The organism is Streptoalloteichus tenebrarius (assembly GCF_024171885.1).
Taxonomy (GTDB): domain Bacteria; phylum Actinomycetota; class Actinomycetes; order Mycobacteriales; family Pseudonocardiaceae; genus Streptoalloteichus; species Streptoalloteichus tenebrarius.
Map to the genome: position 1 here is coordinate 77,539 of NZ_JAMTCP010000004.1, position 11,614 is coordinate 89,152.

The window sequence follows — 11,614 nt, forward strand, 5'->3', positions numbered from 1 at the left end:
GCGGGCGCCGTCGACTTCGATGACTGACACCCCACGACGAACCGGAAATGGGGAACCAACACGGACAAAGGTCAGAACTGGTGTCGCCGTGGCTTCAGTGTTGACCGAAAAGAACTAGGTAAAGATCTCGGCTGCCGCACTACGTTGACGAGGACCTGGCGAGCAACGGGGGTGGCGGCCATGGACGAACGAGTGTCCGTGCTGGTGGTCGAGCGGCGCTCCGGGACCTCACTGTTCCCCAGGGCGGTGGGGCAGAACCAGCGCACGATGGAACTGCTGGGGTTCGGTGGGATCGCCAAGGACGTTCCGACCCAGACACCGAGCGAGTCCCGGTTCCGGGTGCGGGTCGCGGCGAGCCTCCGGGGGCCGGCCTTCCACGAGGAGGTCTCGCACGCCGTCCCGTCGGGCCTGGAGGTCCTGTCGCCGGCCAGGGTCGGCACGGCAGGGCAGGACAAGTTGGAGCCGTTACTGCGCCAGCGCGCCGAGGAACTCGGCGCCGACCTGCGCTTCGACACCGAGTTGGTGTCCTTCGACGAGGATGACGACGGTGTGACCGCCGTGCTCCGCGGCCGCCGTGACGAACGGACAACCCAGGTGCGAGCGGACTACCTCGTCGCCGCCGATGGCAACCGCAGCGCCGTGCGCGAGGCGCTCGGCGTCGAACGACACGGCTCGGGGAGCCTCGGTCACAACCTCAGCATCATCTTCGACGCCGACCTCGGAGACCTGGTCGAACCCGACCAGGCGACGCTGCACGTGCTCTACAACGAGCACGCCAGCGGTGTGTTCATCACGATCGACCGCGCCATCAACCGCCACCTGTACAGCGTTGGCTACGACCCGGCGAGCGGGCAGTCCCCGGCGGACTTCACCACCGAGCGGTGCACGGAGCTGATCCGGCTGGCCACCGAGCTGCCCGACCTCGAACCAGAGATCAGGGCCGTGCGTTCGTGGGAGATGGCGGCCGCGGTGGCGGACCGGTTCCGGGTGGGGCGGGTCCTCCTGGCCGGCGACGCCGCGAAGGTCACCCCGCCCAGCGGCGGGTTCGGGGGCAACACCGCGGTCGGAGACGCCTACGACCTGGCGTGGAAGCTCACCGCGGTGCTCGATGCGACGGCAGGGCCCGGCCTGCTGGACACCTACGACGCCGAGCGGCGGCCCATCGCCGAGCGGGTCGTCGCCGAGGCGCTGCGGTTGCTGTCCCGCCGAGGAGCCGACTCGGCCGCGCAGGACACCAGGGACACCGCCGAGACCACGGACACCAAGGACAAGGAGGCCGAGGAGGCTTCCGACCGGCAGCGGGCGGTCGAGCTTACGCTCGGGTTCCGCTACCGCTCGTCCGCGGTGCTCATCGAGGACGACGATCCCGCGGACACCGAGGACCCCTACCGGCCCACGGGCCGGCCCGGGTTCCGCGCACCGCATGTCTGGCTGCGCGGTGACGGCGGGAAAGTGTCCACTGTGGAGCTTTTCGGCGATGGTTTCACGCTGCTGGCCGGGCCGGAGGGCGCGCTCTGGGGCGACGTGGCCGAGGACGTCGTGGGGCGTCTCGGCATGACCTTGCGAACGCACGTGATCGGTCAGGACCTGGGCGACACTGACGGGGAGTTCCTGGCCAGGTACGGGATCGGCGCGTCGGGCGTGAGCCTGGTCCGGCCGGATGGCGTCGTCGCATGGCGAACCGCTGACCAGTCGGGCGATCCCGCTCAGGCCCTGCTCGGGGCGCTCACCATGGTGCTGGCGAGGTAGGTGACGTCACCCCGACACGCGGACGCGCGCGTGGAAAGCGACGGCCCGGTCGAGTGGAGGACCCTCGACTCGACCGGGCCGATCAGTCACCGGGGGAGCGGGTGCTCACAGGGTGCGCTGCAAGCGGTCGGACATCAGCCTGACGAAGCGCGAGGCGTCGGTCAGCTCGCCGCCCTCGGCCAGCAGGGCCATCCCGTAGATCAGCTCGACGGTGTCGGCGAGGTCGGCCCGGTCGGTGTCGTCCGACGTCTCGTCGAACGCCTTGCGCAGGCCGGTCACCAGCGGGTGCGTGGGGTTGAGCTCCAGGATCCGCTTGATCTTCGGCAGTTCCTGGCCCATCGCGCGGTACATCTTCTCCAGCGTCGGGGTCAGGTCGTACGTGTCGCCGACGACGCAGGCCGGGGAGGTGGTGAGGCGGGAGGACAGCCGCACCTGCTTCACGTGGTCGGCGAGGGTCGTGGTCATCCAGGCCAGCAGGTCGGCGAAGTCCTTCTCCCGCTCCGCGGTCGCGGACCTCTCCTCCTCGGACTCCAGGTCGACCTGGCCCTTGGCCACCGACTGGAACCGCCGGCCCTCGAACTCGGGCACGGCGTCGACCCACATCTCGTCGATCGGGTCGGTGAGGATGAGCACCTCCAGGCCCTTGGCCCGCAACGCCTCCAGGTGCGGAGACCGCTCCACGGTCGCCCGCGAGTCGCCGGTCATGTAGTAGATGACCTGCTGGTCCTCCTTCATCCGCTCCACGTACTGCGCCAACGTCGTCGGCGTCTCGGGGGAGTGCGTGGAGGCGAAGGAGCAGATGCCCAGGATCGCCTCGCGGTTGTCTGGGTCGCTGAGCAGGCCCTCCTTGACCGCGGCGCCCAGCTCGCGCCAGAACGTCGCGTAGGCGTCGGGCTTCTCGGTCATCATTGTCTTGACGGTCGACAGCACCTTCTTGACCAGGCGGCGACGCATCAACTGGATGTGCCGGTCCTGCTGGAGGATCTCCCGCGAGACGTTCAGCGACAGGTCCTGCGCGTCGACGACGCCCTTGACGAACCGCAGGTACTCCGGCATGAGCGCCTCGCAGTCGTCCATGATGAAGACGCGCTTGACGTAGAGCTGCACGCCGCGCTTGCGCTCCCGCATGAACAGGTCCAGCGGCGCCTGCGACGGCAGGAACAGCAACGCCTGGTACTCGAACGTGCCCTCGGCTTGGACGCGGATCGTCTCCAGCGGCTTGTTCCAGTCGTGGCTGATGTGCCGGTAGAACTCGACGTACTCGTCCTCCGTCACCTCGCTGGAGGGACGGGCCCACAGCGCCTTGCGGGAGTTGATCGTGGTCGGCTCGCCGCCGTCCTCGGGCACCAGCCGGATCGGCCAGGTGATGAAGTCCGAGTACCGCTGGACGATCTCGGTGATCTTCGCGTGCGAGGTGTAGTCGGCGAGGTGGTCCTCCTCGTCCGCGGGCTTGAGGTGCAGGGTGACCGCGGTGCCCTGCGGCGCGTCCGGGGCCGAGTCGATCGTGTAGGTGCTCTCGCCGGTGGACTCCCAGCGCACCCCCTCCGCCGAGTTCGGGTGGCGCGTCACGAGGGTGACCCGGTCGGCGACCATGAAGGTCGAGTAGAAGCCGACGCCGAACTGCCCGATCAGGTCACGGGAGGCGGCGGCGTCCCGCGAGTCCTGGAGCTTGCGCAGGAACTCGGCGGTGCCGGACCTGGCGATCGTGCCGATCAGGTCGACGACCTGGTCGCGGGTCATCCCGATGCCGTTGTCGCGGACGGTGAGGGTGCGGTGTTCCTTGTCGATCTCGATGGCGATGTGGAGGTCGGAGAGGTCGGCCGACAGCTCCTTGTCGCGGAACGACTCCAGCCGCAGCTTGTCCAGCGCGTCCGAGGCGTTGGAGATCAGCTCGCGCAGGAAGGTGTCCTTGTTCGAGTAGATCGAGTGGATCATCAGCTTCAGGAGCTGACGCGCCTCCGACTGGAACTCCAGTGTTTCCACGGGCCTCCGTCCCCTCAGGTTCGGTCACGAGACGACCCTGCATCGTATCGATCCGCGGCGCTCCGTCGCCGCCTCGCCCTGCCGTGCCGGGGCGGCGGCGAGGCCTGGTGGGGGTGCCCCACCCGGGCGGGGGCGAGGGGCGGGAGGGGGTGGACGGCATACAACGTGGCCCTTCGGCTACTGCCAGGCGGAGACCGCCGCCCGCCTGCGTACGAGCCGGAAGGCGGTGGAGATGCTTCTGTACCGGAGCCGACGGGAGGTGGCGTGACGCGTGCCCGACGTGTCGCGGTGGTTAGTCGGGCTGGAGGGCGAGGAACAGGAAGCTCGGGGCGGTGCCCCGGTCGGGCAGCGCCGCGAACAGGGGACCTGGTCCGCGACCGGCGTCGGGGACCCGCCGGCCGTGACGTCCCCGGCCAGGGCCTGGGTGGTCGACTGTTCGTCGTAGGCGTTGTTGAGGCTGGTCTTGTTCTTGGCCGAATACGCCTCGGCGAGGCTGTCAATCGTCATTGATTCGAGCTGGATCGTGGGCAGTCGGGGTGGCGTGTCCTGCGCGCGCCGGGACACTTCCCGGACGAATGCCTCCGCTGCGGTCTTGATGACGGCGGGCTGGGGGCTCTTCATGGGGAGCGGTGTGGGAACCCCGACGGCAAGCCCGTGCTCATTGTCCACGGTGTGCCGGGCTCAGGATGCGACGTCCATGCGGGCGGTTGACCCTGACCGGTTCCAGCTCGTGCTCTTCGACCAGCGCGGGTGCGGCCGGAGCCCCCGCGCGCGAGCGATCCCGCCACGGACATGCGGCACAACGCGTCCCGGAGATCGTCATCTCCGGGTGACGGCCACGCTGCGGCGGAAGTCGGCTGGCTGTACCTGGTGCATGGACGTCTCCGCCTGAGTCGTCCGGTCGGGACGGCGTGGGAGCTGGGGTGGGGCCTGGCACGCCTCGAAGCGTGCGACGACGGCGGCGGCCGGGCGCACCACCCAGGGCTTGGGTGTGTCGGGGATGCGGGCATGCCTGGGTGGGGCGTCCGGGTGGCGGGTGTGGGGGGTGTCAGCGGGGCAGGACGGCTTCGATGGCTGTGGTGACCTCGTCGGCGTCCGGGTCCGTCTGGGGTGCGAAGCGTGCGGCGACGGTGCCGTCGGGGGCGATGAGGAACTTCTCGAAGTTCCAGCGGACCTCGCCGTGGTAGCCGTCGGCTCCGGTGGCGTGGACGAGCTCGGCGTAGAGGGGGTGTCGGGTCTCGCCAAGCACGTCGATCTTCTGCGTCATCGGGAAGGTGACGCCGTAGGTGGTGGAGCAGAACGTGGCGATCTCCTCGGGGGTGCCGGGTTCCTCGCCCATGAACTGGTTGCAGGGCACGCCCAGGACGGTGAAGCCGCGTGGTGCGTAGCGCCGCTGGAGGTCCTCCAGGGCCGCGTACTGCGGGGTCAGGCCGCATCGGGACGCGACGTTGACGATCAGTACCGCGCGGCCCCGGTACTGGGCGAGGTGGGCGGGGCCGCCGGTGAGGGCGTCGATCTCGACGTCGAAGACGGACATGTCACTCCTTGGCGTCGGGTGGCTGCTACCGGATTCTGGTCACGTCCGGGGCCGGTTGTGATCGCGCGTCAGTATCGGTGGTGCAGGTGAGCGAATCGGGCTGGGTCCACGGCGGCCAGGTCGGTCATCAACGCGATCACCGCTGCCCCGCCGGGGGTTCGGTGGACGGTGGCGTCCAGCGCTGTGGGGAGGGGCGGCAGCGGCGAGTGGCGGCCGGTGTCGAGGTGGGTCAACCAGCCCAGCCACTCGGGCCAGGAGCCCGGCGGCGGTGGGGTGGCGTCCGAGTCGGGGTCGGCGATCTCGGGCCGGATCTGTTCCCACGACAGTTCGTCCTCGACACGGCCGAACACCGCGCCCGTCTCGTCGGCGATGGCGATCCACGGTTCGGTGAGCAGTCGGTGGAGTCGCCGGAACGGTTGAGCCTGGGGCCCGGGGGATCGCCAGCAGTGGCAGGAGTCCAACGACAGGGTCACGCCGTCCCAGCCGCTGGCATCGCCGGGCGTGGTCAACAGCCAGACGTCCACCTCGGATCGGTTCCCCAGGTTGGTGTTGGGGGTTTCTGTCGTGATGCCGCCCCGAGCCCTTCCACCCTTCGGAGCGGACCTGCGCTCGCCCGTGGTGATCGTCTGTGGGTAGGGCGCATCCACGGCTCACCTGACCTGCGAGCGCACCAGCCTCAGCCTCGATGTTCGCGGTCCGGGTCCGGCTCGACGTCGGTGGCGGCCGAGGGCGCTTGGGGCTTGGTGTGCAGGACCTCGCGGGCCTGTTCGGCCGCGCGGATGAGGCTGTCGCGGATGAAGTCGAGGAAGCGGGCGATGTTCTCCATGCGGGTGGCGGCCGGGGTTCCGGGTCCGAGGACGGTGACGCCCTGGCGTGCGATCGTGATCAACTGGGCGTTGGCCTGGGCGCTGGCCATCACCGACTGGTACCAGACGTCGTTGTCGACGACGTACCGGTCGCGGCGGTGCTCGTCGCGTTCCCGGCGGACCAGGTCCTGGCTCTCCAGGTACGCGATCGCCTTGGAGATCGACGCCGGGCTCACCCGGAGGCGTTGGACCAGCTCGGACGCGGTGAGGCTGCCCGCGTCGGTGAGGGTGAGGCAGGCCAGCACCCGGGCCATCATCTTCGGCATGCCGGACTGGATGAGGACGGTGGTGAACGTCTCCTCGTACTCGCGCACGGCCTCGGCGTCGCGCCCGTGAGCCTGCGCCGGCGCCTCCGGCCCCGGGGACACGGGCCTGCGGCGCCGGTGGGCGCGGTGCTCGGTGGCGAGGTGGGCCAGGTCGGCGCGGTAGGCGGTGGGGCCGCCGTTGCGCATCACCTCACGCGTGATCGTCGAGGTGGGGCGGTCGAGGCGTCGGGCGATCTCCGCGTAGGCGAGCCCGTCGGCCAGGCCCAGCGCGATCTGCTGACGTTCCTGCTGGGTGAGCCTGCCTCCCGGCATCGCGATCTCCTCCGTGGGTCCCTCGGGGCGCCAGCCTAGCGTTCACTCTCAGTTCATTGCAACGAACGTGGCCGTGTTGTTGCGTTAGGCGACAGGGTCATTGCAACAATCTTACGTCATCTGCCTGGGTAAACTCTGGAACTTCGCAACGGACGTGTTGTTCGGATCGTGAAACGCAACGTAGCGTTTCCGGTGCCAGAAACAAGCGAGACACCGGGAGAACACGATGCGGAAGTTCACCACCCCCACCCCGATCACCACCGTCCTGGACATCCCCGCCGGGCGCGTCCAGGTCATCGCCGCCGACCGGGCCGACACCGCGGTCGAGGTCCTGCCCTCGGACGCCGGTAAGCGCCGCGACGTGAAGGCGGCCGAGGAGACGACCGTCGAGTACGCCGACGGCGTCCTGCGGATCGTGGCCTCGGCGAAGAACCAGATCCTCGGCCCCTCCGGCTCGCTTGAGGTGACCGTCCAACTGCCCACCGGGTCCCACGTCGAGGCGAAGGTGGCCAGCGCCGAGTTCCGGGGCGTCGGACGGCTCGGTGACGTCGTGGTGGAGGGCGCGCACGGCCAGGTCAAGCTCGACGAGGCCGCCAGCCTGCGCCTGACCACCGCCGCCGGCGACGTCACGGTCGGCCGCCTCACCGGCCCCGCCCAGATCAGCACCGGCAAGGGCGACATCCGCATCGACGAGGCCGTGCGCGGCACCGTCGTGCTGCGCACCCAGGCCGGCGACGTGTCGGTCGGCGCCGCCGCCGGGGTCTCGGCCTCCCTGGACGCCGGCACCTCCTACGGCCGCATCAGCAACGCCCTCAGGAACGACGGCGCCGCCGACCTGACCATCCAGGCGACCACCGCCTACGGCGACATCACCGCCCGCAGCCTCTGAGCGACAGCAGCCCCGACCAAGCCCGCTACCGGCTTCAGGCCCAGCTCGCCGACGCCACGAACGCCGCGACGGGACCCGAAGACCGAACACCGCACACCTTGGAGATTCGTCATGGACAACGGCAACAGCGGCTTCTCCCCGTCGGGGCTGCGCAGGATGCGCGACGCGCTCGCCCGGCACGTCGACTCCGGGAAGATCCCCGGGCTCGTCGCCCTGGTCAGCCGAGGCGACCAGACGCACGTCGAGGCGATCGGGACGACGCGCCACGACGGGGGCACGCCGATGCGCCGGGACACGATCTTCCGAATGGCCTCCACGTCCAAGCCGGTCGCGATGGCGGCGGCGATGGCCCTGGTGGACGAGTGCCGGCTGCGGCTGGACGACCCGGTGGAGCCGTGGCTGCCCGAACTGGCCGACCGGCGGGTCCTGAGGCGGCTCGACGGCCCACTGGAGGACACCGTGCCGGCGCGCCGGCCGATCACCGTGCGGGACCTGCTGTCCTCCACGTTCGGGCTCGGCGTCGACCTGACGGCGCTGGGCTCCCCGATCATGAACGCGGTCTTCGGGTCGGGCGTGTTCACCCAGGGCGCGGAGCCGGCGCCCGAGCCGGACGAGTGGATGCGCCGCCTCGGCACGCTCCCACTGACGCACCAGCCGGGCGAGCGCTGGCAGTACCACATCAGCCACGACGTGCTCGGCGTGCTCGTCGCCCGGGTCACGGGCCAGCCGTTCGAGACCTTCCTGCGTGAGCGCGTCCTGGACCCGCTGGGGATGGGGGACACCGGTTTCCACGTGCCCGCCGGCAAGATCGACCGGCTGCCGCCCAGCTACGCGCCCGACCCGCGGACCGGGGAGTTCCACGTGTGGGACGAGCCGGCGAGCGGGCAGTACAGCCAGCCTCCGGCGTTCCCGTCCGGCGGCGGGGGTCTGGTCTCCACAGTGGACGACTACCTCGCCTACTTCCGGATGCTGCTGAACCACGGCACGCACGGAACCGAGCGAATCCTGTCCCGGCCCGCCGTCGAGCTGATGACCACCAACCGCCTTACGCCCGAGCAGCAGGCCGCCCGGGACACCATGGCCCGCAACAACGTCCACGTGTCGTTCGGCCAAGGGCTGCACGGCGGTTGGGGCTTCGGGATGGCGGTGCGCACCTATCGCGGTGACTACGCGTCCATCGGCCAGTTCGGCTGGGACGGCGGAACCGGCACCACGGCCTACGCCGACCCGGACAAGCGGCTCGTCGGAATCCTGCTCACCCAGATCGGCATGACCACCCCCGACTCGGCGCGGCTCATCCACGACTTCTGGACCACCCTCTACCAGGCGATCGACGACTGACGCCCGGCACGCGCCCCGACACACCCTCCCTTCACGACAGCCGCCAGACCCGGCAGCCGAACCCCCGACGACTTCCCACCGCATTTCTCAGGAGCACAACCATGTCTACCTCCGTGACCGACCAGAACGAGTTCGTCCCCAAGGTTGAGCAGGACCGCCCGGAGTTGCGGAAGGCCATCCAGGAGATCGTCGACTCCGGTTTCGTCGGGGTGCAGCTCCGCGTGCACGACGAGCGGGGCGAGTGGGTCGGCAGCGCCGGGCTGCGCGAGCTGGGCGGGACCGACGCGCCCCCGACCAACGGGCGGGTCCGCGCCGGCAGCAACACCAAGACGTTCACCGCGGCCCTGGTGCTGCGACTGGTGGCCGAGGGCAGGATCGGGCTGGACAGCCCGGTCGACGACCACCTGCCCGAGTTCGGGCTGGACCGGCGGATCACGACGCGGATGCTGCTCCAGCACACCAGCGGGGTGTTCAACTTCACCGGCGAGTACTACGACGACGGCACGGTCGTGCCCGGAATCGCCTGGCAGGGCAAGGAGTGGGTGGACAACCGCTTCACCACCCACCGGCCGGAGGAGCTGGTGCGGCTGGCGTTGTCCAAGCCGGCGCGGTTCGAGCCGGGGACGGACTGGAGTTACTCCAACACCAACTACGTCATCGCCAGGCTGCTGGTCGAGAAGGCCACCGGCCGCCCGTTCGCCGAGGAGATGCGGCGGCTGGTCCTGGAGCCGCTCGGGCTGTCGGACACCGTGGTGCCGGACGCCTCGCCGGAGATCGCCGAGCCGCACGCCCACGCCTACTACCGGTACGAGGACGCCGGCCAGCAGAGGACCGTCGACGTCACCCGCCAGAACCCCTCCTGGATCTCCACCGGCGGCGACATGATCTCGACCACCCAGGACCTCCACACGTTCATCTCGGCGCTCCTGGGCGGCCGGCTCCTGCCCGCCCCGCTGCTGGCCGAGATGTGCCGGCCACATCCCAAGTCCGGCTACGGCCTGGGGGTGTTCGTGCAGGACACCGGCTGCGGTGGCACCGTCATCACCCACAACGGCGGCATCTCCGGCCACGCCGCGCTGATGTACAGCACGCCGGACGGCGGCAGGACCCTGACCGCCGCGCTGAACTACGTGGACGACGCCGCGATGTCCCTGGCCGAGGCGTTCCAGAAGGCGACGCGCAGGCTCGTCCAGGAGGTCTTCTGCTGCGGGCAGGCCGGATCGGGCGGTGACGCGGCCCAGCCGACGAGCTGACCCGAACAGGAAGAAGCACGAGGGAGGGGCGGGCCGATGTCCGCCCCCCTTGTGTGGAGTGGCCGGGCACCGACATGTTCTGACCGCTGCCTCCCATGTTCCACTGTTGGACGCGGCCGTGCCACGGCCCAGGACGCAGGTCGACGAAAAGATGGACAAGTTCGAAGTACGGGGGAAGCAGTTGTCCTGATCTGTCGGGATCCTCCCTGACGGTGCCCAGACGCCACCATGTGATGAGAGTGTCGGGGAGCCTGTCCTCGATGCCGTCTGCCGGGGCTTGGCTGTCCTTCTCTGGGGTAGGTGACGTGACCTGGTGAAACGTCGCGGGGGCTGGTTCCCGTTGCCAGGACGTGATGTCTCGCCATGCTTGTCGGACAGGATCGGTCCTGTCTTCGTCGGGCAACACGGCCGGCACCCTGATTGGGCACCTCATGTGCGCTGGACGGCGGCGGTCGATGGGGCCGGTGTTCTGTCAGGCCCACGCCGCCTTCTCCATCGCTGCCTGGAGGGATTCCCCAAGTCGCTGGGTCATCCAGCCCAGCGCCTTCCGCCCCGCCCTACCTGCCAGAAGGCGCAGTTCGAGAGAACTCTGACAGCTTTTTTGTGACCGGTGTCACAGCGGCTTGTCTCGTTGTGTTCGGTTCGACACGCTCCGTCCGGCTCGTCCCAAATGGGTAACTGGGGGACCAGGGGGAGTTGTGCTGCCAGCATCATCCGCGATGACCGCGGGGAGTTCCGCACACGTTCCAACGGAAACAGCGGCATTCGACCGGAAACGCCTGTTCATCTTCGACATGGACGGCACCCTGCTGCCGGACACCACGGGGCTGCTCGCGGTCGCCGAGGTGATGGGGAGCGTCGAGCAGGTGCGGCGGCTGGAGGAGCGGTTCGCCCTGGGTGAGGTCTCCACCGTCGAGTTCACCCGCGCCGTCCACCAGATGTGGGGGCAGGTCGCCCCCGAGACCGCGCGCCGCGCGTTCGACTCGTGCCGCAAGCTCGACGGGATCGCCGAGGTCCTCCAGGACATCCGCCGGGGCGGGGGAGTCTCCTGCCTGATCACGATGTCCCAGGACTTCTTCGCCAACCACTTCCTGGAGTACGGGTTCGACCACGTCGTCGCCACGCCGTACCCCGCGACGGTGGACGCGGTGGTGCGCGCGGAGGACGTGCTCACCCCGGAGTCCAAGCCGCTGATCGCACGCGATCTGTGCGCACGGCACGGGTTCGCGTGGGAGAGGACCGTCGCCTTCGGCGACTCCGGGAGCGACATCCCGCTGTTCGAGCAGCTCGATCTCACCGTGGCGGTCAACGCGAGCGAGCGGCTGGTCGCCATCAGCGCGGTTGCCTATCACGGCGGCTCCCTCCGGGACGCCTACTTCGCGGCCCTGGCGGCCTTCGCGGCCCGCCACTGAACCGGC

At 69.7% G+C, this 11,614-nt stretch carries 10 protein-coding genes; 5 read left to right on the forward strand and 5 right to left on the reverse strand.

What is annotated here, in order from left to right:
* The first annotated feature begins 180 nt into the window (after positions 1–180).
* The gene (gene rdmE, locus LX15_RS05600) at positions 181–1,749 is read left to right on the forward strand and encodes an aklavinone 12-hydroxylase RdmE (protein ID WP_253668407.1); all 1,569 of its coding nucleotides are present in this window, start codon (positions 181–183) and stop codon (positions 1,747–1,749) included.
* A 105-nt stretch (positions 1,750–1,854) separates the two neighbouring features.
* On the opposite strand, the gene htpG is transcribed toward rdmE, so the two are convergent.
* The 5 genes from htpG to LX15_RS05625 form a co-directional block, all read right to left on the reverse strand.
* Positions 1,855–3,732 carry a molecular chaperone HtpG gene (htpG, locus tag LX15_RS05605; RefSeq protein ID WP_308213412.1) on the reverse strand — a complete coding sequence of 626 codons (1,878 nt, stop codon included), beginning with the start codon at positions 3,730–3,732 and terminating at the stop codon, positions 1,855–1,857.
* 177 nt (positions 3,733–3,909) lie between these two features.
* Positions 3,910–4,353, reverse strand: coding sequence for a hypothetical protein (locus tag LX15_RS05610; protein ID WP_253668408.1), 444 nt, complete (start codon positions 4,351–4,353; stop codon positions 3,910–3,912).
* Positions 4,354–4,780: 427 nt separating this feature from the next.
* Positions 4,781–5,269 (reverse strand): glutathione peroxidase, encoded by a 489-nt coding sequence (locus LX15_RS05615; protein WP_253668409.1) that lies wholly within the window; start codon positions 5,267–5,269, stop codon positions 4,781–4,783.
* Positions 5,270–5,337: 68 nt separating this feature from the next.
* Positions 5,338–5,793 carry a hypothetical protein gene (locus LX15_RS05620; RefSeq protein ID WP_253668410.1) on the reverse strand — a complete coding sequence of 152 codons (456 nt, stop codon included), beginning with the start codon at positions 5,791–5,793 and terminating at the stop codon, positions 5,338–5,340.
* 152 nt (positions 5,794–5,945) lie between these two features.
* Entirely contained in the window at positions 5,946–6,713 is a 768-nt protein-coding gene (locus tag LX15_RS05625; RefSeq protein ID WP_253668411.1) for a helix-turn-helix domain-containing protein, read from the reverse strand.
* Between the two features lie 226 nt (positions 6,714–6,939).
* On the opposite strand from LX15_RS05625, the gene LX15_RS05630 reads away from it, so the two are divergent.
* The 4 genes from LX15_RS05630 (at position 6,940) to LX15_RS05645 (ending at position 11,608) form a co-directional block, all read left to right on the forward strand.
* Positions 6,940–7,602 carry a DUF4097 family beta strand repeat-containing protein gene (locus tag LX15_RS05630; protein ID WP_253668412.1) on the forward strand — a complete coding sequence of 221 codons (663 nt, stop codon included), beginning with the start codon at positions 6,940–6,942 and terminating at the stop codon, positions 7,600–7,602.
* Between the two features lie 111 nt (positions 7,603–7,713).
* Positions 7,714–8,943, forward strand: a complete 1,230-nt coding sequence (locus LX15_RS05635) for a serine hydrolase domain-containing protein (RefSeq protein WP_253668413.1) — start codon at positions 7,714–7,716, stop codon at positions 8,941–8,943.
* 101 nt (positions 8,944–9,044) lie between these two features.
* Positions 9,045–10,196 (forward strand): serine hydrolase domain-containing protein, encoded by a 1,152-nt coding sequence (locus LX15_RS05640; protein WP_253668414.1) that lies wholly within the window; start codon positions 9,045–9,047, stop codon positions 10,194–10,196.
* A gap of 719 nt (positions 10,197–10,915) precedes the next feature.
* The gene (locus LX15_RS05645; protein ID WP_301304078.1) at positions 10,916–11,608 is read left to right on the forward strand and encodes an HAD family hydrolase; all 693 of its coding nucleotides are present in this window, start codon (positions 10,916–10,918) and stop codon (positions 11,606–11,608) included.
* Positions 11,609–11,614: the final 6 nt, after the last annotated feature.

Bases quoted from the DNA above. Each gene is read 5' to 3' on its own strand.
- LX15_RS05625 (WP_253668411.1), bottom strand. From the start codon at position 6,713: ATGCCGGGAGGCAGGCTCACCCAGCAGGAACGTCAGCAGATCGCGCTG.
- LX15_RS05630 (WP_253668412.1), top strand. From the start codon at position 6,940: ATGCGGAAGTTCACCACCCCCACCCCGATCACCACCGTCCTGGACATC.
- LX15_RS05615 (WP_253668409.1), bottom strand. From the start codon at position 5,269: ATGTCCGTCTTCGACGTCGAGATCGACGCCCTCACCGGCGGCCCCGCC.
- LX15_RS05635 (WP_253668413.1), top strand. From the start codon at position 7,714: ATGGACAACGGCAACAGCGGCTTCTCCCCGTCGGGGCTGCGCAGGATG.
- LX15_RS05645 (WP_301304078.1), top strand. From the start codon at position 10,916: ATGACCGCGGGGAGTTCCGCACACGTTCCAACGGAAACAGCGGCATTC.
- rdmE (WP_253668407.1), top strand. From the start codon at position 181: ATGGACGAACGAGTGTCCGTGCTGGTGGTCGAGCGGCGCTCCGGGACC.
- LX15_RS05640 (WP_253668414.1), top strand. From the start codon at position 9,045: ATGTCTACCTCCGTGACCGACCAGAACGAGTTCGTCCCCAAGGTTGAG.
- LX15_RS05610 (WP_253668408.1), bottom strand. From the start codon at position 4,353: ATGAAGAGCCCCCAGCCCGCCGTCATCAAGACCGCAGCGGAGGCATTC.